Raw genomic sequence first — 21,476 nt, 5'->3', positions numbered from 1 at the left:
GCCGACCCGGCGCCGGTCGGCGGTGGCAAGGGGCCATGTCGGGTGTGGGGTCAGGAGGCGGTGGCGCGGCGGTCCAGGGGGAGAGGGATGGGTGGGGCGTGCCAGCCGAGTTCCGGCGAGTAGCCGCGTACCAGCCTGGCCGGGACGCCGGCGACCACGCTGTGGTCCGGGAACGTGCCGCGGACCACCGCCCCGGCCGCCACCACGCACTGGCGGCCCAGCGTCGTGCCCGGGAGGATGATCGCTCCGGCTCCCAGCCACGAGCCGGAGCCGATCGAGACCGGGCTGTTGCGGGGCCACTGGCGCCCGATCGGGACGTCAGGGTCGTCGTAGACGTGGTTCTGGTCGGTGATGTAGACGTACGGGCCGGTGAAGACGTCGTCTCCGATGTCGACCGACTGGTGGGCCACGATGTGCGAGCCGCGGCCGATCGAGCAGCCGTGGCCGACGCGGAGGATCGAGTCGGGCCCGAGGTCCACCCCCGGCATCATGCCGCACGAGAGCGACACGCGTTCGCCGATGAGCGTGTGGTCGCCGATCTCGATCCACTGCTCGCCGAAGATCGCGCCCGGGGGGAACGCGATGCTGACTCCGTCGCCCAGCCGGCGGAACCGGTAGCCCGCGGGGCTCAACGGGGAGATGGCGCCGGCGCGGCGGATCGCCCCGTAGGCACGGTGAATCAGCGTGCCCACTGCCCGCCGTACTAATGACATAGGGACCAAAGTTACCGCTAGGTCAACCCGTTCGGGCATGTCGGGGGCGTTGTTTGATATCCTGAGAGCCCGTGGACAGTTCGACCACACCTCGAGCCACGGGAGCCCCTTTGCGCAGCGCATCGCAAACCAAGCATCTGTTCGTCACCGGCGGTGTCGCCTCCAGTCTCGGCAAGGGGCTCACGGCCTCCAGCCTCGGTCGCCTGCTCAAGGCACGCGGTCTCAGGGTCACCATGCAGAAGCTCGACCCGTACCTGAACGTCGACCCCGGGACCATGAACCCCTTCCAGCACGGCGAGGTGTTCGTCACCGACGACGGTGCGGAGACCGACCTCGACGTCGGCCACTACGAGCGGTTCCTCGACACCCATCTGCACGGCTCGGCCAACGTGACCACCGGGCAGATCTACTCCAACGTCATCGCCAAGGAGCGGCGGGGCGAATACCTGGGCGACACCGTCCAGGTCATCCCGCACATCACCAACGAGATCAAGGACCGCATCAGGGGCATGGCCGGTCCTGAGGTGGACGTGGTCATCACCGAGGTCGGGGGCACGGTCGGCGACATCGAGTCGCTGCCGTTCCTCGAGGCCGTGCGGCAGATCAGGCACGAGGTCGGCCGCGACAACGTGTTCTTCCTGCACGTGTCGCTGCTGCCGTACATCGGCCCCTCGGGCGAGCTCAAGACCAAGCCGACCCAGCACAGCGTCGCCGCGCTGCGCAGCATCGGCATCCAGCCGGACGCGATCGTCCTGCGCTCCGACCGGCCCGTGCAGACGGCGATCAAGCGCAAGATCAGCCTGATGTGCGACGTGGACGAGGACGCCGTCGTCTCCGCCGTGGACGCGGCCTCGATCTACGACATCCCCAAGGTGCTCCACTCCGAAGGGCTCGACGCGTACGTGGTGCGCCGGCTCGGCCTGCCGTTCAGGGACGTCGACTGGAAGGAGTGGGAGCAGCTCCTGCGCCGGGTGCACCGGCCGGCCAAGGAGGTCACGATCGCGCTGGTCGGCAAGTACATCGACCTGCCGGACGCGTACCTCTCGGTCACCGAGGCCCTGCGGGCCGGCGGGTTCGCCAACGACGCGCGCGTCAACATCCGGTGGGTCAAGAGCGACGACTGCGAGACCCCCGAGGGCGCCGAGCGCGAGCTCGACGGCGTGGACGGCGTGCTGATCCCCGGCGGGTTCGGCGTACGCGGCATCGAGGGCAAGATCGGCGCGATCCGCCACGCCCGTGAGGGCAAGATCCCGCTGCTCGGCATCTGCCTCGGCATGCAGGGCATGGTCATCGAGGCCGCCCGCAACATGGCCGGCATCGAGGACGCCAACTCCGCCGAGTTCGACCCCGACACCAAGCACCCGGTCATCTCCACCATGGCCGACCAGGAGGACGTCGTCGCCGGCGAGCGCGACATGGGCGGCACCATGCGGCTGGGCAGCTACACCGCCAAGCTCGGCGAGGGCACCCTGGCCAGGCAGCTGTACGGCGGCAAGGCCAAGGCCGACGAGCGCCACCGCCACCGCTACGAGGTCAACAACGCCTACCGCGAGCAGCTCGAGAAGGTCGGCCTGGTCTTCTCCGGCCTGTCGCCCGACGGCCGGCTGGTCGAGTACACCGAGCTGCCCACCGACATCCACCCGTTCTTCATCGGCACGCAGGCGCACCCCGAGTTCCGCTCGCGCCCCACGCGGGCCAACCCGATGTTCAAGGGCCTCATCACCGCATCCCTGGAGTACGCGGACGCCAGGGTCGGCGCGAAGGTCGGCAAGTGAAAATAGAAGACACGCCCGAGGGCTGGGACGTCCTCGACTCCAAGGAGCGCTTCCAGGGCCACGTCGTCAAGGTGGTCACGGACACGGTGAAGATGCCCCGCGACGAGGTCGCCGACCGCGACTACGTGGTGCATCCCGGCGCGGTCGCCGTGCTCGCGCTCGACGACCGTGACCGGGTGCTGCTGATCAGGCAGTACCGCCACCCCACCCGCATGCTGATGTGGGAGCTGCCCGCCGGCATCCGCGACGTCGAGGGCGAGTCGCTGCTCGCCGGCGCCGCCCGCGAGCTCGAGGAGGAGGCGGGCTACCGCGCCGACACCTGGTACACGCTGGTCGACCTGCGCACCTCGCCCGGCATGAGCGACGAACGGATCAGGGTGTTCCTCGCCCGTGACCTGACCAAGGTCGAGACCGACTTCGTCCACCGGCACGAGGAGATCGACATGCCGGTCGAATGGGTACCGCTGGCGGACGCGGTCGAGAAGGCGCTCATGGGAATGATCCACAATTCCCCGGCCGTGGCCGGTATCCTCGCCGCGTACGCGGCTTCGGTTGAGGGGTTCGCCCTGTTGCGCCCCGCCGACGCCCCTGAGGCGTGACGGAAGGACCAGCTCGTGGAGGCGGTGCTCTCCAGCTACCTCGCCCATCTGGCGGTGGAGCGGGGCCTCGCTGCCAACACGCTCGCGTCCTACCGTCGTGACCTGCGGCGATACGTCGCCCATCTGCACGCGCGCGGCCGGGCGGAGCTGGACGAGGTGGGGGAGGCCGACGTACTGGCCTTCCTCGCCTCCTTGCGCGAGGGTGACGGCGAGCACCCCGCGCTCGTCGCCAGCTCGGCCGCCCGCGCCGTCTCCGCCGTGCGCGGGCTGCACCGTTTCGCTCTGCGCGAAGGCGTCACGGCCCACGACCCCGCCCACGAGGTACGCCCGCCGCGCCAGCTCCGCAGGCTCCCCAAGGCCATCGCCGTGGACGAGGTCGAGCGGCTCATCGCCGCCTCCGGCCCCGACGGCGCGCCTCTCACGCTGCGCAACCGCGCGCTGCTGGAGGTCCTGTACGGCACCGGCGCCCGCATCTCCGAGGCCGTCGGGCTGGCCGTGGACGACCTCGAGGACGACCAGGTACGCCTGCGCGGAAAAGGCGGCCGCACCCGCGTCGTGCCCTTGGGCCGCTATGCCCGCTCCGCGCTCGACGCGTACCTCGTACGGGCCCGTCCTGGGCTGCTCGCGCACGGGCGCGGCACCCCCGCCGTGTTCCTGAACGCCAGGGGAGGCCGTCTGACCAGGCAGGGAGCGTGGGAGGTGCTCCAGGCCGCCGCCGAACGCGCCGGACTCGCCCGGATAAGTCCCCACGTTCTCCGCCATTCATTCGCAACCCACCTTTTGGACGGCGGCGCTGACGTTAGGGTGGTCCAGGAACTGCTCGGCCACGCCTCCGTGACGACCACGCAGGTCTACACGCTGGTCACGGTCGACAAGCTCCGCGAGGTCTATGCCGCCGCGCATCCGCGTGCCCGGCAGTGATCTATAGTCGTTTCCGACGTGCGGCACCGTCGGCGTGCCGCCTTGCCGCATAAAGTGCCGACGCCATAGTGTCCGTCCGGACGGTCCGGTTCGGGATCGTCAGGGAGGTTCGAGCTGGTGACTGTGACGACCAAGGGTTCGACCCCGGGGACCCCCGACAACCCCTGGGGCGACACGAAGACCAACGCGCCTTCCAACGGCGTCAACCTGGGGCCCACGCAGCGGCCCAGACCCGTGTTCCCCGAGCCGGTGCCGCCCGCGGTGCACGGCCCGGCGCGCGTGGTGGCGATGGTCAACCAGAAGGGCGGCGTCGGCAAGACCACGACGACCATCAACCTGGGGGCCGCGCTCGTCGAATACGGCCTCAAGGTGCTGCTGGTCGACTTCGACCCCCAGGGCGCGCTCTCGGTCGGCCTGGGCATCAACCCGCTCCAGCTCGACCTGACCGTCTACAACCTGCTGATGGAGCGGGGCGTCACCGCCGAGGACGTGCTCCTCGAGACCGGCGTCGAGGGGCTCGACCTGCTGCCGAGCAACATCGACCTGTCGGCCGCCGAAGTCCAGCTCGTCACCGAGGTCGCGCGCGAGCAGGTGCTCGGCCGGGTGATCAAGCCGCTGCTGCCGCACTACGACGTTTGTCTCATCGACTGCCAGCCCTCGCTGGGCCTGCTCACGATCAACGCGCTGACCTGCGCCCACGGTGTGATGGTGCCCCTGGAGTGCGAGTTCTTCGCGCTGCGCGGCGTGGCGCTGCTCATGGACACGATCTCCAAGGTCCAGGAGCGGCTCAACGAGGACCTCGAGATCGAGGGGCTGCTGGCCACCATGTACGACGCCCGCACCCTGCACGGGCGCGAGGTGCTGGCCCGCGTGGTCGAGGCGTTCGGCGACAAGGTGTTCCACACGGTGATCAACCGTACGGTCCGCTTCCCTGACGCGACGGTCGCCGGCGAGCCCATCACCACCTTCGATCCTTCCTCGCTGGGCGCGAGCGCCTACCGTGAGCTGGCCCGCGAAGTGCTGTCGCGCTGGCCGGCGCCTGCCACAATGGCCAGGTGACCGACTCCGAGCAGACTCCTCAAGGGTTCCAGGTCCACCTGGACGTCTTCGAGGGCCCCTTCGATCTGCTGCTCGGGCTCATCGCCAAGCACAAGCTGGACATCACCGAGGTCTCGCTCTCCAAGGTCACGGACGAGTTCATCTCCTACATCCGCTCGCGCGGGCCCGAGTGGGATCTCGACCAGACCAGCCACTTCCTGCTGGTCGCGGCTACCCTGCTGGACCTGAAGGCGGCCAGGCTGCTGCCTTCAGGCGAGGTGGAGGACGAGGAGGACCTGGCGCTGCTGGAGGCCAGGGACCTGCTGTTCGCACGGTTGCTGCAGTACAAGGCGTACAAGGAGGTGGCGAAGCTCTTCGCGGGGCGGATGGCGGAGGAGGCGCTGCGCTTCCCCCGTACGGCTCCGATGGAGGCGCAGTTCGCCAACCTGCTGCCCGAGCTCATCCTGGGCATCGGTCCCGAGCAGCTCGCGAAGATCGCCGCCAAGGCGTTCACCCCCAAGCTGCCGCCCACCGTCAACGTCGGGCACATCTACCAGCCCCTCGCGAGCGTCAAGGAGCAGGCGGCCATCCTGGTCATGCACCTGCGCCGGCTCCGGCGCGCCACCTTCCGCGCGCTGGTGGCCGACTGCGACGGCACCTTCGAGGTCATCGCCCGGTTCCTGGCGGCCCTGGAGCTGTTCAGGGAGTCGGCGGTGACGTTCGAGCAGGTCGAGCCGCTGGGGGATCTGCACATCACCTGGACGGGCGCTGACGACGGCGACGTCGCGGTGGGTGACGATTACGAGGAATCCGCGGAGAAAGCACGCAATGACTGACAACCCACTGCCCACCCCCCGCCGCTCCCCGGACTCCGAACCGCCACTGCCCGCCTGGATGACCCTCCCAGGCTCCCTCGTCCAACCGTCCGCCCCGGCGGTGGAGGACGGTGAGGTGTCGGAGGACGGCGTTTCGCCGCCTTCCGACGAGGCGGGTGAGGACGACTCCTCTCCCTCCGACGAGACGCCTGACGACTCCTCACCCTCCGATGAGACGCCTGAGGACGACGTGCCGTCGCCCTCCGACGAGACTTCTGAGGACGACGTGCCGTCGGTCCATGCGCCGTCGGACGCCGTCCTGCTGCCCTCTGACGAGACGCCCGCCCCTCCGACCGCCGCCCTTGCCGACGCCGCGCCGCCCACTGCCGACGATGGTGCACCGGGCGGCGCACGGGTGGCCGGTGCTCCGGACGGCGATGAGGTGGCGACTCAGGCGGGTGCCGCCGAGGTAGCGGGTCAAGCGGATGCAGGTGGCGTGGCGGGTCACGTGGGCGCTGCTCCAGGCGCGGATCCTTCAGACGCCGGGTCGGCGGGCCGCGGTGTGGCGAAGCCCGCCGCGACGCGCGCGTTCGACGAGAGGGGCCACCCGGAGGCCGTGGAAGGGACGGCGCAGGGTGGCAGTGAGCCGGACTCGGACCGGGAAGGCGGCGAGGAAGGTTCTGGGCAGGAAGGCGGTGGGCCGACGCTGGAGGCGGCGTTGGAGGCTATCCTGCTGGTCGTTGACGAGCCCGTCGCCGAGGTGACACTGGCTCAGGTGCTGGAGCGGCCCACCCATGAGGTCGCTGCGGCGCTGCGAAGGCTGTCGGCGGAATACACCGCTGCCGGCCGGGGTTTTGACTTGCGAGAAGTCGCGGGCGGTTGGCGGTTCTACACGCGGGCCGACTGCGCGCCTTTGGTCGAGCGGTTCGTCCGCGACGGCCAGCAGACGCGGCTGACTCAAGCCGCGCTTGAAACACTCGCGGTCGTGGCTTACCGGCAACCGGTGAGCCGGGCTCGCGTAGCCGCGGTACGCGGCGTCAACAGCGACGGCGTCATGCGGACGCTCGTCGCAAGAGGGCTGGTCGAGGAGGCCGGCACCGACCCGGAGAGCCAGGCAATGCTCTACCGGACAAGCTCATACTTCCTTGAACGTCTGGGACTTCGGGACCTCAGCGAGCTCCCCGAGCTCGCGCCCTTCCTCCCCGACGACGTGGAGAACCTCGAGGAGACAACAAAGTGATCAACAGGCGAAGCACCCCGTCCGGTGATGGACGCGGTCGTGGACGTACCGGCGGCTCCGACCAGGGCCGTGGCGGGCGTCCCGCCTTCCGTTCCGACTCCGGTTCGGGTTTCCGTTCCAACGACGCACGTGGCGACTCCCGCGGTGGGGGCCGGCGTGACGACTCCCGCGGCGGATCGCGTGACTCCCTTCGCGCCGACCGCAGTGGATCGCGTGCCCGGTACGGGTCTGGCGCGCGTGAGCAGGGCGCCTCGCGCGGCGAGCGCGACGACCGTTACCGCCGCGACGACCGCGAGCCGCGTCGCGACGACCGTGGCAGCCGTTACGGCGACCGCGAGGCCCGTTACGGTGACCGCGAGACCCGCCCCGGTGACCGTGAGACCCGTCCTGGCGGTCGCGAGACCCGTTCCGGAGGTCGTGAGGGCCGTCCCGGTGGTCGCGAAGGCCGTCCGGGGTACCGCACCGAGCGCCGTGACGACGAGCGCGGCGGTGGCTACGGCGCCGGCCGTCGTGAGGAGCGCGGTGGCTACGGTGCCGGCCGACGTGACGAGCGTGGCGGTGGCTACGGCGCTGGGCGGAGCCAGGAACGCGGCGGCTACGGTGCCGGCCGACGTGACGAGCGTGGCGGCGACTACGGCGCTGGGCGGAGCCAGGAACGCGGCGGCTACGGTGCCGGGCGCAGTCAGGAGCGCGGCGGCTACGGTGCCGGGCGCAGTGAGGACCGTGGCGGGTTCCGGGCCGATCGGAGCGGGCGCAGGGAAGACGCCGCCCCGGCCGCCACGCGCTCCAGGTACGGCAAGCGCGACGCCGACGCCCGGCCCGAGCGGGCCCCGCGTACGACCCGGCGCGACGACGTACAGACCATCGGAGGCGGCAGCCCCCAGCGTGACCGCCGGACCACCGGAAGCGGCGGCCCTCAGCGTGACCGCCGGCCCGTCGGAAGCGGCAGCCCCCAGCACGACCGGGTGAAGGCCGCGCGCCAGCCTCTCCGTGACCGCGACTTCTACGACGACGACTACACCGACGAGCGCGACACCACCGAGGTCCCCAACGGGGTGCGGCTGCAGAAGGTGCTCGCCCAGGCGGGCGTGGCCAGCCGCAGGGCGTGCGAGGAGATGATCGGCGAGGGCAGGGTCACCGTGAACGGCCAGGTCGTGCGGCGCTTCGGCGCCAAGGTCGACCCGGCGACGCAGGTCATCCACGTGGACGGCAAGCGCATCCCCACGGCCCCCGACCTCGTCTACTACGCCATGAACAAGCCCATCGGCGTCGTCTCCACCATGAACGACCCGCAGGGCCGTCCGTGCCTGGCCGACTACGTCGAGGAGCTGGCGCCGCGGCTGTTCCACGTGGGCAGGCTGGACACCGAGACCGAGGGCCTGCTGCTGCTCACCAACGACGGCGAGCTGGCCAACAGGCTGACGCATCCCAGCTACGGCGTGCAGAAGAAGTACTGGGCCAAGGTGCCGGGCCCGATCCCGCGGGACCTGGGGCGCCGGCTCAAGCAGGGCATCGAGCTGGAGGACGGCATCGCCAGGGCCGACGACTTCTCGATCGTGCAGGAGCACGGCCAGCAGGCGCTGGTCGAGGTCGTCCTGCATGAGGGCCGCAAGCACGTCGTACGACGCATGCTGGAGGAGGCGGGGCACCGGGTGATCGACCTGGCCAGGATCGAGTTCGGCCCGGTGAAGCTGGGCCGCACCAAGCCGGGGACCGTCAGGGCGCTGACCTTGACGGAGGTCGGCGAACTTTACGCTGCCGTGAAGCTGTAATCTGGCTGGACGCAGGAGCCCGTGCGAACCTCCGCACGGGCTCTCCCGCTATGGAAGGGGACGAACCACATGGTGCGCGCGATCCGTGGGGCGATCCAGGTGGACGCCGACGACCGCGACTCGATCATCGTGGGCACGACCGAGCTGGTCGCTGCGATCATGGAGCGTAACCAGCTGACCACGGACGACGTGATCAGTGTGCTGTTCACGGCCACGCCCGACCTGACGGCCGAGTTCCCGGCGCTCGCGGCGCGTAAGCTGGGTTTTCACGAGGTGCCGCTGATCTGCTGCACCGAGATCGCCGTGCCGGGGGCGCTGCCCCGCGTGGTGCGCCTCATGGCCCACGTCGAGACCGACCGCCCGCGGTCGGAGATCCAGCACGTTTACCTGCGTGGCGCGGTGGCGTTGCGGCAGGATATCGCGCAGTAAGCAGCTAAAAAGCGCACCACGCGAGACTCAAAACTCCAATAGCCGGATAAATCAGGACACCGACATGGAACTTCGTACCGTGCTCGTCGTCGGCACCGGTCTCATCGGCACTTCCGCGGCCCTGGCGCTGCGCAAGCGCGGCGTACGCGTGCTGCTCGCCGACCGTGACCAGGGCGCCGTACGGCTGGCGCGAGAGCTCGGTGCCGGTGAGGAGTGGCAGACCGGCGAGGGGTCTGCCGAACAGGTGGACCTGGCGGTCATCGCCGTGCCTCCCGCCCACGTGGCGACCGAGCTGCTGGAGCTGCAGCGGATCGACGCGGCCAGGTTCTACACCGATGTCGCCAGCGTGAAGGTCGAGCCCCTCGACCGGGCCGCGCAGCTCGGCTGCGACCTGGCCACCTACGTGGCCTCCCACCCCCTCGCGGGGCGCGAGAAGTCGGGCCCGGGTGCGGCCAGGGCCGATCTGTTCCTGGGCCGGCCGTGGGCGCTGTGCCCCACCGAGGCGTCCGGCGCCGAGGCGAAGGCGGCCGTGCTGCGGCTGATCGAGCTGTGCGGGGCCAACGCCGTCGAGGTGAGCGCGGCCGACCACGACCGCGCGGTCGCGGTCGTCTCCCACGCGCCCCACGTCGCCGCCTCCGCCGTGGCCGCCCGCCTGGCCGACGCCACCGACGTCGCGCTCGGGCTGGCCGGCCAGGGCGTACGCGACGTCACCAGGATCGCGGGCAGCGACCCCGGCCTCTGGCTCGGCATCCTGTCAGGCAACGCCGCCCCGGTCGCCGAGGTGCTCGAGGCCGTCGCCGCCGACCTCGCCGAGGCCGCCGGCGCCCTGCGCGCGCTGGCCGAGGGCGACGGCACCGCCACCGGGGAGATCACCCAGCTGCTCAAGCGCGGCGTCGCGGGCCACGACCGCATCCCCGGCAAGCACGGCGGCCCGGCCTCCTCCTACGCCGTCGTCCAGGTCGTCATCGGCGACCGCCCCGGCCAGCTGGCCCGCCTCTTCCTGGTGTGCGACGAGGTCGGAGTCAACGTCGAGGACGTGCGCCTGGAGCACGCCCCCGGGCTGCCCCTGGGCATCGCCGAGCTGTCGGTGCAGCCCGACGCGGTCTCGACGCTCATCGACGCCCTGCGCGAGCGCGGCTGGCAGGTTCCCTAGGCCGGCCGGACGACAGTCCGCGCGCCGGGCCCGGCTGAACAGCACACCGGGCGGGGCCGATGAGGCCCCGCCCGGCGCACTCCCCACGGTCAGCGCTTGGTGACCGCCTCGCTGACGGCGTTAGGGCCGTCGTACTCGCGGTCGGGCATGGATTCCAGGGCCTTGATGATCTCCTGGCTCGCGTTGTGCTCGCGGGCCGCTCTGACGAGCTCCTGCTTGCTGGCCGGGTAGTCGACGCCACCGAGGTGCTTCTGCAGCTCGATCGGGTTGATTGTTGTCTTCATGACTCTCTGCTTCCCTCCGCTCACGAGACGTAACGTCGGGCGCGAGAGTTCTCTTGAGATGCCTCCAGACTCGCCAGTCGCGCCTCGACCTGCGGCGGGACACGTCGCCGTTCGGCCAGCACCCAGGGCAGGCCGCGCAGTGCGTCCAGGGCGGCGAGCGCCGAGACGCGGTCGTGCGGCACGGTCGTCGCCAGGTGCACGGTGCGTCGCAGCGCCGCCCCGAGCGGGCGCCGCAGCCACGTGAACCAGAGCGTGTTACCCAGCCCCACGGCGCCCACGCGCGGATCAGCCATCGGAGCGCTCCAGTCTCCGCCGCGCCGTCTCCACCGCGAGCGGCAGCTCCCGCCGCTCGGCCAGCGCCCGCGGCAGCCTCGGTACGGCGCTGCGCAGCCCCGCCCAGCCCGCGGGCCCGCCCCGCAGGGCGTCGAACGACCGCCGCGCCACCACCCGCCACGGGCGGCGCAGCACCGCGGTCAGCACGGCGTTGCGGGCGGCCAGCACCTGCCTCCCGCGCGGGTCCCTGGCGGGCGAGGGGTGGTGGTGGGCCACGACGTCGTCCACGTACGCCAGCCCCCACCCCCGCGCGGCCAGGTCCACCGCCAGCCGCTCCTCCTCGCCGAAGAAGAAGATCACGTCGTCGAACCCGCCCGCCTCCAGGAACGCCTCCTTGCGCACCACCGCCCCGCACGCCAGGAACCCCAGCACGCTCGGCCCCGGCAGGTCCGGCTCCGTGCCGAGCGGCGAGTCGCGCATCAGCTCCGACACCGTGTCCAGCCGCTCCTCGGGGCCCACCAGCACGCGCGCGCCCAGGACGGCCAGGCGCGGATGGACGTCCAGCACGTCGGCGGCCCGCTCCAGCGCTTTGGGAGCCCACCAGGAGTCGTCGTCGGCGAAGGCCACGTAGGGCGTCTCCGCCAGCCGGACGCCGATGTTGCGGGCGGGCGCCCCCAGGTTCGTGCCCGCCTCGACCAGGTGGACGTCCGGGAAGTGGCGCCGTACGAACCCCGCGGTCCCGTCGGTCGAGCCGTTGTCGACGAGGATCACGGGGCGCGGGTGCATGGGAAGCGTACGGGTCAGCGCACGCAGCCGGTCCTTGCTGGCCACCACGACGGTGACACGCGCTTCTTTCACATCGGGCCACTTACCGCGAGGGCCGCTCTTAGTCCTTGACGTCTCCTCCCGGACGGGCGTACAAAGAGTGGGTAACAACGTTACCGAGAAGAAACGGCGTTACCGTGACCAGCGCGTACCAGCAGGCCCAGCAGGAAGGGCAGCACGTCGTCCGGGCCGCCATCCTCGACGCCGCCACCCACCTGCTCGTCACCGAAGGGCCGGCGGCGCTGACCGTGCGGCGGATCGCCGGCGAGGTCGGCTGCTCGACCAAGGTGATCTACACCCTCTTCGGCGGCAAGGACGGGCTCAGCGAGGCGCTCTGGCTGGAGGGGTTCGCGAGGTTCGAGCGGTGGCTGCTGGAGGAGGGCGGCGGCGGGAGCGATCCCCTGGCCAGGCTGCGCAGGGGCTTGGACGCCTACCGTGCCTACGCGCTGGCCGAGCCCGACTACTACCGGGTCATGTTCCTGGGGGCCATGGCCGGGTTCCAGCCGGGCGACGAGGCCGTGGGGTCGGCGAAGCGCACGTTCGGCCTGCTCGTGCAGGCCGTGGGGACGTGCCTGGAGGCTGGCGCGCTGCGCGGGGGAGAGGCCGAGGAGATCGCCGACGTGCTGTGGATGGCCATCCACGGCGCCGTGAGCCTGGAGATCCTCGGCCATTTCGACGAACCCACGGCGTCGCGGCGCTACCCGCTGCTCTGCGACTCGGTGCTCGCCCCCTTCCTGGCCTCCGATGACAGGCCCGATGGCAGGCCCGATGACAGGCCCGATGACAGGCCCGATGAGAGGAACGCATCATGACCACCCCGTACACCGGCGGCTTCACCCCCGTGACCGAGGAGATCACCGCCTTCGACCTGGAGGTCACCGGACGCATCCCGGCCGAGCTCAACGGCCGCTATCTGCGTAACGGGCCCAACCCGCTCAACCTCGACGACCCGAGGGCGAGCCATCTCTTCACCGGCGAGGGCATGGTCCACGGCGTGCGGCTGCGCGACGGCCGCGCCGAGTGGTACCGCAACCGGTGGGTACGCAGCAACGACGTCGCCGCCCGGCTCGGCGAGCCGCCCAGGCCCGGACCCGTGCACGAGGGGATGGACTTCGCCGCCAACACCCATGTCATCGGGCTGGCCGGGCGCACGTTCGCGCTCGTCGAGGCGGGCGCCCTGCCGTACGAGCTGAGTTACGAGCTCGACACGATCGGCAGGTGCGACTTCGGCGGGGGCCTGCCCGGCGGGTACGCCGCGCACACCCACCTCGACCCGGTCAACGGCGAGCTGCACGCGCTGGCCTACTTCTTCGGCTGGGACCACCACCAGCACATCGTGATCGACCTCGAGGGCACGGTCACCCAGGTCAGGAACATCCCGATCGCCGACGCCCCGATGCTGCACGACTTCGCCCTCACCGAGCGGTACGTGGTGATCTACGACCTGCCGGTCACGTTCAGCATGGGCCACGCGGAGCAGGGCCGGCAGCTGCCGTACGCCTGGAACGACGCCCATGGCGCCCGGCTCGGGCTCATGTCGCGCGAGAGCGGCGACGTGCGGTGGGTGGACATCGATCCGTGCTGGGTCTTCCACACGCTGAACGCCTACGACGACGGCGACGAGGTGGTGGTGGACGTGGTCCGCTACCCCAAGCGGTTCGTGGACGCCCGGCTCGATCAGGGTGGCCTGCCGACGCTCGACCGGTGGCGGATCGACCCGGCCGCCGGCAAGGTCCGCGAGACGCGGCTGGACGACCGGTCGCAGGAGTTCCCGCGCATGGACGAGCGCCGCACCGGCCGGCCGTACCGCTACGGCTACACCGCGGCCGCCGTCGATCTCGACGACGTGCTCAGGCGGACCGACACCGAGCTGGAGGACCTGCCCGACGAGGCGTTCGACAACACGCTCATCAAGCACGACCTGGAGCGGGGGACGGCGCAGTCGCGCCAGTTCGGGCGCGGCGCGTACGTGGGCGAGCCGGTGTTCGTGGCCTCGGGGGAGGCCGAGGACGACGGATACGTGCTCGCCTACGTCAACAACGAGGCCAGGGGAGCGGCCGACCTGGTGATCCTGTCGGCGCAGGACTTCACCGGCGAGCCGGTCGCGACCGTCCACCTGCCCGCCAGGGTGCCGCTCGGCTTCCACGGCAGCTGGATCGCCGATTGAGCCGGACGCCGATTGAGCCGGACATTGAGCGGGACACGGTACTCTCTCTTGGTGGTGCGCTGACGGGATCGACGCATCCGGCCTGGTCCATCCGTACGGCGAGGACCTGGTGTCCGCTGGCAGGCTCGTGAAGAGGGAGAGGCCGTGACCGGTCTGGTCGTCGCCATGGACGGCCCTTCGGGGTCGGGTAAGTCGAGCGTGTCGCGCGGCGTCGCCAGGGCGCTGGGCCTGCGCTATCTCGACACCGGGGCGATGTACCGCGCGATGACCTGGTGGATGCTCCAGCAGGAGGTCGACCTCGCCGACCCCGCCGCCGTGGCGGCCCGTTGCGGCGGGCCGCGCATCGACGTCGGCACCGATCCCGACGGTCCCACGATCCACGTCGACGGCCTCGACGTGGCGGGGCCGATCAGGGAGGCCGAGGTCACGGGCTCCGTCTCCGTCGTGGCCGCCGTTCCCGAGGTGCGGGCGCGCCTGGTCGCGCTCCAGCGGGAGATCATCGGCGCCGGTGACATCGTGGTCGAGGGCCGCGACATCGGCACGGCCGTCTGGCCCGAAGCAGCCGTCAAGGTCTACCTGACGGCCAGCCCCGAGGCCCGTGCCAGGCGGCGCAGCGCCGAGCTGGCCGGCTCGACGGTGGAGGCGCAGCAGGAGGCCATGGCCAGGCGTGACACCCTGGACTCGACACGTAAGACGGACCCACTCTCGATGGCGGATGGCGCCGTCGAGCTCGACACCACCCCGCTCTCTCTCGAAGAGGTGATCGGCGAGGTGTTGAGGCTGGTCAAAGAGCGCACCTGAGGATTTCAGGTGCGGTACTCACATTAAGGAATTCCATCGTGACAACGGGGGACTGGGTCGAGGCCGACCTCGACGCTCTTGAGATCACCGAGCACGGTGACACAGCGCCGCTGCCGGTCGTCGCCATCGTGGGGCGGCCGAACGTCGGCAAGTCCACGCTCGTCAACCGCATCATCGGCCGCCGCGAGGCCGTCGTGGAGGACGTGCCCGGCGTCACCCGCGACCGGGTCACCTACGACGCCAACTGGCGCGGCCGCCGCTTCACCGTCGTCGACACCGGCGGATGGGACCCGGACGCCACCGGGATGAACCTGCGCATCGCCGAGCAGGCCCAGGTCGCCGTCGAGCTGGCCGACGTGATCGTGTTCGTCGTGGACGCCACCGTGGGCGCGACCGACGCCGACGAGATCGTGGGCTCGGTGCTGCGGCAGTCCGGCAAGCCGGTCATCCTGACCGCCAACAAGGTCGACAACCAGCAGCTCGAGCTGGAGGCCGCCGCGCTGTGGTCGCTCGGGCTCGGCGAGCCGTACCCCGTCTCGGCCCTGCACGGGCGCTCCAGCGGCGACCTGCTCGACGTGGTGCTCGACGCGTTGCCCGAGACGCCCGCCGTCACCTTCGGGGGCGAGCGCGGCCCGGCCCGCGTCGCGCTGCTCGGCAAGCCCAACGTCGGCAAGTCCTCGCTGCTCAACAAGCTCGCCGGGGAGGAGCGGGTGCTGGTCGACCCCATGGCCGGCACCACCCGCGACCCCGTGGACGAGCTGATCGAGCTGGGCGGGCGCACCTGGCGCTTCGTCGACACGGCCGGCATCCGGCGGCGCGACCGCGAGCTGCAGGGGGCCGACTACTACGCGGCCATGCGCACCCGGGCGGCGCTGGAGCGCACCGAGGTGGCCATCGTGCTGATCGACGCCAGCGAGCAGCTCACCGAGCAGGACCTGCGCATCATCGGCCTGGTCATCGAGTCGGGGCGGGCGATGGTGGTGGCGTTCAACAAGTGGGACCTCGTCGACGGGGACCGCCGCTACTACCTGGAGAAGGAGATCGACCGGCAGCTCGTCCGCACCCCGTGGGCGCTGCGGGTCAACATCTCCGCCAAGACCGGGCGGCACGTCGACCGGCTGGTGCCCGCTCTGGAGAAGGCGCTCGACTCGTGGTCCACCCGGGTCCCGACGGCGCGGCTCAACGCGTTCCTGACGGAGCTGGTGCAGCAGACGCCGCCGCCGGTGCGGGGCGGGAAGCAGCCCAAGATCCTCTTCGCCACGCAGGCCTCGATCGAGCCGCCGAAGTTCGTGCTGTTCACCTCCGGGTGGCTCGAGGACACATATCGGCGCTTCATCGAGCGGCGGATCCGCGAGGAGTTCGGGTTCGCGGGGTCGCCGATCGAGGTCACGATGAAGATTCGGGAAAAGCGGGCCAAGAAGGAGAAGTAATGGCTTTGCCGGTCGCCCGGGCGGGATCGTAGGATCTACGGCAACGCGTTGACGGAGACGAGTAACCAGCGGGCCCGCAGGGGTCCAGAGAGCCGCCGGTAGCTGCGAAGGCGGTCCCGTGCCCCGCTGGCGAAGACACTCCTGAGTGCGGGGAGGAAATGCCCCGCCGGTCTGACCCCCGTCATCGGGTCGTCGAGGCCGTCTCCTCTCGAGGCGGCGAAAGTGCGGTGGCACCGGGAGCTCCCTTCTCCCCCGCACTCCCAAGGGGTCATGCACTTCCTCATGAGGAGCTGTAATGATCTCTCGTGTCATGTCGGCGGAGCTCGCTGAGCACGCCGGTCAACGAGTGACGATCGCCGGCTGGGTCCATCGCCGCCGGCAGCTGAAATCCGTGTCCTTCCTCGTCGTCAGGGACCGTACCGGCCTCTCCCAGGTGGTGGCCGCGCGCGAGCTCCCTGGCGAGGAGAGCGTCGTCGAGGTCACCGGCACCGTCCAGGCCAGCCCGCAGGCGCCCGGCGGCGTCGAGCTGGTGGAGCCGGAGATCACGGTGGTGTCGGAGCCGTGCGCGGCGCCGCCGTTCGACCTGTACCGGCCCGTCGTCTCCGCCGGGCTGGCGACGGTCCTCGACCACGCGCCCGTCGCGCTGCGGCACCCGCTGCTCAGGGCGCCGCTGGAGATCTCGGCGGCGAGCGTGGCAGGCTTCCGGGAGGCGCTCGACGGGCTCGGGTTCACCGAGGTCCACACCCCGAAGATCGTCGCCTCGGCCACCGAGTCGGGCGCGAACGTCTTCGGCATCGACTACTTCGGCAGGCCCGCCTACCTCGCGCAGTCGCCGCAGTTCTACAAGCAGGCGATGGCAGGGGTGTTCGAGCGGGTGTACGAGGTCGGCCCCGTCTTCCGCGCCGAGCCGCACGACACCGTACGCCACCTCGCCCAGTACACCAGCCTCGACGCCGAACTGGCCTTCATCCGGGACCACCGGGACGTGATGGCGGTGCTGCGGGAGGCGGTGGCCGGCATGCTGGAGTCGGTACGGCTCCGCGCCTCCGCCGCCGTCGAGCTCCTCGGGGCCGTGCTGCCCGAGGTGCCCGCCGAGATCCCGGCCATCCACTTCACCGAGGCGCAGGAGCTGACGGGCTCGGCGGAGCCGGACCTGTCGCCCGCGCAGGAGCGGTGGCTGTGTGAGTGGGCGGTGCGGGAGCACGGGTCGGAGTTCCTGTTCGTCACCGGCTACCCGATGTCCAAGCGGCCCTTCTACACCCACCCCGACCCGGCGCGGCCCGGCTACTCCAACGGGTTCGACCTGCTGTTCCGGGGGCTGGAGCTGGTGACGGGCGGTCAGCGGCTGCACCTCCACGCGGACTACCTGGCGGCGCTGGCCGCCCGGGGGGAAGGGCCGGAGGCGTATGAAGGGTACTTGCAGGCCTTCCGGTACGGGATGCCGCCGCACGGTGGGTTCGCGCTGGGGCTGGAACGGTGGACGGCCCGGCTGACGGGCGCCGCCAACATCCGCCAGACCACCGCCTTCCCGCGCGACCTGCACCGCCTTTCGCCCTAGGCCCTGGGAGTGTCGCCTCGACACGCAATTCCCCCATTCAATAGAAAGGAGCAGAGCCAGGACCTGACGGGATGACGTGGAATCGGGGCGCGGATGAACCGACTCTCCACACGGTGGCCCTGGTACGGCTCGTTCATCCCGGCCGCCCTGATCGCCAGCGGGATCTTCGTGAACCTCCTGTCTCCGCGGGACTATTGGGGCGACTACCAGCTGGGGGCCGCGGTCGTGCTGGCCGGAGCACTGCTCTCGCTACGGCACACGATCGCGGTCGCCGCGGCCCTCGTCCTGGCCGAGCTGGCACTGTTGATCAAGGACGGGTACTTCGGTCATGCTCCCGGCACGTTCTCACTGATCAACGCGGTGTTCACCGCGCTCGTCGGCCTCGGGGTGAACCGCGTGGTCGCCCGCCATGGGCGCCGGCTGGAAGCGGCGCGTTCCGTCGCGGAGGCGGCCCAGCAGGCCGTGCTGCCCGCACCGCCGGCCTGTGTCGGCCCGCTGGCCATCGCCGCCGTCTACAGGACCGCGCAGATCGAGGCGTTGATCGGCGGAGACGCGTACGCCGTGCAGGACACGCCGTACGGCACCAGGCTGCTCATCGCAGACGTGCGGGGCAAGGGCCTGGGCGCGGTCGGCACGGTGTCGGTGCTGCTGGGAGCATTCCGGGAGGCGGCCGACCAGACGCCCGACCTTGCGGTGCTGGCCGACCGGATGGAGCGCGCCCTGGTCAAAGCGGCCTCGTCGCGCGAGGAGGACATCCGGATGGAGGGGTTCGTCACGGCGGTGCTCGGTGAGATCACACCGGGCGCGGACCGCGTGCGGCTGCTGAACCGCGGCCATCCCTCGCCGTATCTCCTCGAGGGCGACGCGGTGTCCCCGCTCGATCCGGGCGAGCCTGGCCTTCCCCTGGGCATGGGCAGTCTGGGCGGGCCGCAGGCAGGGCCCGAGAGCTGGCCGTTCCCGGCCGGGAGCACGCTCCTGCTGGTCACCGACGGTGTGACGGAGGCCCGGGACCGCACCGGGACCTTCTACGAACCGGCGAGCCGGCTCGGCGGCCGGGGCCCGTTCCGGCAGCCGGACGAGGTGGTCGAGGCCCTGGTACGTGATGTCGAGCGCTGGACCGGTGGGCCGCGCGACGACGACATGGCGATCCTGGCGATCACCCGGCGCGCCGGTGGACCGGCCGGCCCGTGAATCCGCCGTCCACCTGCGATCGGAGATTCAGGGCGCGGACCCTGGCTTCAGCCATTCGGCCGGTGGCGTGCCTGATGGCCGGATCGAGACGGGCTTATCCGGGTTCGGGAGAACCACCCTGGGAGCGCCGGGAGCGGGGCAGCAGCAGCGCGACGGCCGCGCCGAGCAGGCAGACGAACGCCGTGACCAGGAACATCTCCGTGTACTCGGTGTGCAGCGCCGCCTGCACCTTCGCGGTGTACTCGGCCAGCCGCCGCTGGTACGTCACCGCGTCCACACCGAACGGGAGCGGCGTGTCCAGGTGGGCGGTGAGCGACTGGAACCGGTAGAACCCCCACGCCGACACCGCCGCGATGCCGATCAGCATGCCCATCATCCGGGCCACCACGACCGCCGCCGACGCCACGCCGTGCTGGGCCGCCGGGCTCACGCGCAGCACCGCCGACGAGACCGGGGCGATGACCAGGCCCAGGCCCAGACCGGCCACCACCAGGTCGAGGTCCACGACGAGGCCCGCGTTCGCCAGGTCGAGCGGCCACCGGCTCATCAGCCAGTAGCCCGCCGCCCCCAGCGCCATGCCCGCCACGGCCACGGCCCGCTCGCCCAGCCTGCGGCCCAGGAGGCCGCCCAGCAGGGCTCCGACGGTGAGCGCCGCCAGGAACCTGGCGAGGACCAGCGACGCGTCCAGCGCGTCCAACCCGAGCAGGGTCTGGGCGGTGAGCTGGACGAACACCATGGTCACCAGGAGCGCGGCCCCGGCCAGGAAGCTCACGGCCAGGGTGGCGAGCAGAGGGCGCTTGCGGGTGGCGGAGAGATCGAGGAGGCGTACGGGGGAGCGGATCTCCCACCACACGAACACCCCGGCCGCCACCGCCCCGGCCGGGATGGCGGCGAGGCCCCACGGCGGCAGCACGGCTCTGGCCGGGTCGGGGTTGTAGAGGCCCACGACGAGCAGCCCGAGCGCCAAGGCCAGCAGCGCCCCGCCGACCACGTCGACCTGCCCCACCGGCGGCTTGGACGCGCTCATGGCGTCGGCCGGAACGGGCGACACCGCGCCTGCCGTCCGCGCTGCCACGCCGCCCGTGCCGGTCGCCCTCTGACCTGTGGCGGCGTCGGAGCGGATGCCTTCCGCGGCGGCGGTGGCAGTCGAGGGGCCGGTCGGGTGGTCCTCCGCGACGTCCGTACGGCCCGCCGTACCGGACGGGACCGTGAAGTGCACCGCGACGGCGGCCAGGGCGGCGAGCGGGACGTTGATCCAGAAGATGGCGTGCCAGCCGCCCAGCTCCACCCCCGCCACCGCGGTGGCCGGGAGCCCCGCCAGCAGCCCGCCGTACAGGGGCCCGAGGGCGCTGCCGAGCTCCTGCGCCGCGCCCACGGCGCCCAGCGCCACCGGCCGCTCGTGCTCGTCCCACAGGTCGCCGATGAGGGCCATCGTGATCGGCAGCAGCGCCCCGCCGGCCACCCCCTGGACGGTACGCCCGGCCACCACCATCACCTCGCCGGCGGCCAGGGCCGTCAGCACCGAGCCGAGCGCGAAGGCGGCCAGGCAGGCGTGGATCAGCGGCCGCCGGCCGTACCGGTCGGAGAGCTGGCCGAGCAGGGGCATCGCGGCGACGTACCCGAGCAGGAACCCCGTGACGATCGGCGTGGCCCGCTCCAGGTGGTTCAGCGGGATGCCCACGTCCTCGGCGAGGTCGACGAGGATCGTCACCACCACGTACGCGTCGAGCGCGGCCAGCAGCACCACCGCGCCCCCGGCGCCGAGCACGACCCGGCGGGCGCCTCTCATCCGGCGGCGGGCGGCGTGATCGTGACCGGCGCGTCGTAGTCGCTGAACGACACCGTCACCGTGCCGTCCTGCAACGGCAGGCTGGCCTTGGTGAGCCGGCTGCTGGCCTTGTCGAGCCAGACCTTGCCGTTGACACCCTGCGTGACGCCGGGGACGATCTGGCCGAGCACCTGCCCGGGGAACGTCGTGGCCACCCGGTACGAGTCACCCTCCAACGCCTCCACCTTGGGATCCGTGGCGGAGGCGAGGAGTTGGGCGATGCCCTTGCTCGGCTCGAGGATCACCGAGGGGTCGTAGAACTGCGCGAGCTGCTGCCGCGTCATCTTCTGGAAGCCGCCCGTCGGCCCCTTGAAGTGCACGGTGTCCCCGATCAGGGCGAAACTGATCTCCTGCAGGGACCCGAGCACGTCGATCGTGATCGTCCCGTCGGCGTCACCGGCGGCCGTGAGCCTGCCGTCGGCCTTCTTGACCGGCACCTTCGGCTTGCCCTCCGTCGCGATCGAGAAGCTGGCCGACTTGACCCCCTTCATGGCCTCGGCGGCCTTCTTCATCAGGTCGGGACCGGCGGGCAGCGCGTCGCCGCCGCCCGACGAGCATGCCGAGACCAGCGCGAGAACCGCCACGATCAGAAGCTTTCGGACCATGAGCGGATCGTAGCGAGCGCTTGGGAACGTCCGTGAGCCGTCGCGGATATCGGTTGGGT

Annotated in this window: 21 protein-coding genes; 15 read left to right on the top strand and 6 right to left on the bottom strand. The window is 71.3% G+C overall.

Annotated features, from left to right (window positions below; translation table 11 throughout):
* Nucleotides 1–50: 50 nt before the first annotated feature.
* Nucleotides 51–713 (bottom strand): acyltransferase, encoded by a 663-nt coding sequence (locus tag ABD830_RS04425; protein WP_344985032.1) that lies wholly within the window; start codon nt 711–713, stop codon nt 51–53.
* A gap of 110 nt (nt 714–823) precedes the next feature.
* Between ABD830_RS04425 and pyrG the strand changes: the two genes are divergently transcribed.
* From pyrG to ABD830_RS04380, 9 genes are all read left to right on the top strand, one after another.
* A complete protein-coding gene (gene pyrG / locus ABD830_RS04420; protein WP_344985031.1) occupies nt 824–2,488 on the top strand; it encodes a CTP synthase in 1,665 nt (554 codons plus the stop codon).
* A complete protein-coding gene (locus tag ABD830_RS04415) occupies nt 2,485–3,087 on the top strand; it encodes an NUDIX domain-containing protein (protein ID WP_344985030.1) in 603 nt (200 codons plus the stop codon). The genes pyrG and ABD830_RS04415 overlap by 4 nt, the downstream gene beginning before the upstream one ends.
* A gap of 15 nt (nt 3,088–3,102) precedes the next feature.
* On the top strand, nt 3,103–4,008 hold the full coding sequence (locus ABD830_RS04410; protein ID WP_344985029.1) for a site-specific tyrosine recombinase XerD: 906 nt from the start codon (nt 3,103–3,105) through the stop codon (nt 4,006–4,008).
* Between the two features lie 123 nt (nt 4,009–4,131).
* Complete coding sequence (locus tag ABD830_RS04405; protein WP_378520959.1) at nt 4,132–5,067, top strand: ParA family protein; 936 nt, start codon at nt 4,132–4,134, stop codon at nt 5,065–5,067.
* Nucleotides 5,064–5,882: a segregation and condensation protein A gene (locus tag ABD830_RS04400; protein ID WP_344985027.1), complete on the top strand. Its 819-nt coding sequence runs from the start codon at nt 5,064–5,066 to the stop codon at nt 5,880–5,882. The genes ABD830_RS04405 and ABD830_RS04400 overlap by 4 nt, the downstream gene beginning before the upstream one ends.
* A 685-nt stretch (nt 5,883–6,567) precedes the next feature.
* Complete coding sequence (scpB, locus tag ABD830_RS04395; protein WP_344987621.1) at nt 6,568–7,101, top strand: SMC-Scp complex subunit ScpB; 534 nt, start codon at nt 6,568–6,570, stop codon at nt 7,099–7,101.
* A complete protein-coding gene (locus ABD830_RS04390) occupies nt 7,098–8,873 on the top strand; it encodes a pseudouridine synthase (RefSeq protein WP_344985026.1) in 1,776 nt (591 codons plus the stop codon). The genes scpB and ABD830_RS04390 overlap by 4 nt, the downstream gene beginning before the upstream one ends.
* Nucleotides 8,874–8,942: 69 nt before the next feature.
* A complete protein-coding gene (gene aroH, locus ABD830_RS04385) occupies nt 8,943–9,302 on the top strand; it encodes a chorismate mutase (RefSeq protein WP_344985025.1) in 360 nt (119 codons plus the stop codon).
* 64 nt (nt 9,303–9,366) lie between these two features.
* The gene (locus ABD830_RS04380; RefSeq protein WP_344985024.1) at nt 9,367–10,455 is read left to right on the top strand and encodes a prephenate dehydrogenase; all 1,089 of its coding nucleotides are present in this window, start codon (nt 9,367–9,369) and stop codon (nt 10,453–10,455) included.
* Between the two features lie 89 nt (nt 10,456–10,544).
* On the opposite strand, the gene ABD830_RS04375 is transcribed toward ABD830_RS04380, so the two are convergent.
* The 3 genes from ABD830_RS04375 to ABD830_RS04365 are packed head-to-tail and all read right to left on the bottom strand — an operon-like array spanning nt 10,545 to nt 11,870.
* Nucleotides 10,545–10,739, bottom strand: coding sequence for a DUF2795 domain-containing protein (locus tag ABD830_RS04375; RefSeq protein WP_344985023.1), 195 nt, complete (start codon nt 10,737–10,739; stop codon nt 10,545–10,547).
* Nucleotides 10,740–10,759: 20 nt separating this feature from the next.
* Entirely contained in the window at nt 10,760–11,032 is a 273-nt protein-coding gene (locus ABD830_RS04370) for a hypothetical protein (RefSeq protein WP_344985022.1), read from the bottom strand.
* Nucleotides 11,025–11,870, bottom strand: coding sequence for a glycosyltransferase family 2 protein (locus ABD830_RS04365; RefSeq protein ID WP_344985021.1), 846 nt, complete (start codon nt 11,868–11,870; stop codon nt 11,025–11,027). The genes ABD830_RS04370 and ABD830_RS04365 overlap by 8 nt, the downstream gene beginning before the upstream one ends.
* Nucleotides 11,871–11,974: 104 nt before the next feature.
* On the opposite strand from ABD830_RS04365, the gene ABD830_RS04360 reads away from it, so the two are divergent.
* The 6 genes from ABD830_RS04360 (at nt 11,975) to ABD830_RS04335 (ending at nt 18,984) form a co-directional block, all read left to right on the top strand.
* Entirely contained in the window at nt 11,975–12,649 is a 675-nt protein-coding gene (locus ABD830_RS04360; protein ID WP_344985020.1) for a TetR/AcrR family transcriptional regulator, read from the top strand.
* Entirely contained in the window at nt 12,646–14,004 is a 1,359-nt protein-coding gene (locus ABD830_RS04355) for a carotenoid oxygenase family protein (protein WP_344985019.1), read from the top strand. Before ABD830_RS04360 ends, ABD830_RS04355 begins: the two co-directional genes overlap by 4 nt.
* Nucleotides 14,005–14,169: 165 nt before the next feature.
* Nucleotides 14,170–14,805 (top strand): (d)CMP kinase, encoded by a 636-nt coding sequence (cmk, locus tag ABD830_RS04350; RefSeq protein WP_344987620.1) that lies wholly within the window; start codon nt 14,170–14,172, stop codon nt 14,803–14,805.
* A gap of 38 nt (nt 14,806–14,843) precedes the next feature.
* Nucleotides 14,844–16,235 (top strand): ribosome biogenesis GTPase Der, encoded by a 1,392-nt coding sequence (der, locus tag ABD830_RS04345; RefSeq protein ID WP_344985018.1) that lies wholly within the window; start codon nt 14,844–14,846, stop codon nt 16,233–16,235.
* Between the two features lie 295 nt (nt 16,236–16,530).
* On the top strand, nt 16,531–17,793 hold the full coding sequence (gene aspS, locus ABD830_RS04340) for an aspartate--tRNA(Asn) ligase (protein WP_344985017.1): 1,263 nt from the start codon (nt 16,531–16,533) through the stop codon (nt 17,791–17,793).
* 93 nt (nt 17,794–17,886) lie between these two features.
* Nucleotides 17,887–18,984, top strand: a complete 1,098-nt coding sequence (locus ABD830_RS04335) for a PP2C family protein-serine/threonine phosphatase (RefSeq protein ID WP_344985016.1) — start codon at nt 17,887–17,889, stop codon at nt 18,982–18,984.
* Between the two features lie 94 nt (nt 18,985–19,078).
* Here ABD830_RS04335 and ABD830_RS04330 read toward each other — a convergent pair whose 3' ends face one another.
* Both ABD830_RS04330 and ABD830_RS04325 read right to left on the bottom strand, forming a co-directional pair.
* On the bottom strand, nt 19,079–20,773 hold the full coding sequence (locus ABD830_RS04330) for an MFS transporter (protein ID WP_344985015.1): 1,695 nt from the start codon (nt 20,771–20,773) through the stop codon (nt 19,079–19,081).
* Nucleotides 20,770–21,417, bottom strand: coding sequence for an LppX_LprAFG lipoprotein (locus ABD830_RS04325; RefSeq protein ID WP_344985014.1), 648 nt, complete (start codon nt 21,415–21,417; stop codon nt 20,770–20,772). Before ABD830_RS04325 ends, ABD830_RS04330 begins: the two co-directional genes overlap by 4 nt.
* Nucleotides 21,418–21,476: the final 59 nt, after the last annotated feature.

The organism is Nonomuraea helvata (assembly GCF_039535785.1).
In the GTDB taxonomy this organism is placed as follows: Bacteria; Actinomycetota; Actinomycetes; order Streptosporangiales; family Streptosporangiaceae; genus Nonomuraea; species Nonomuraea helvata.
This window is presented reverse-complemented; position numbering and strand designations above follow the sequence as displayed.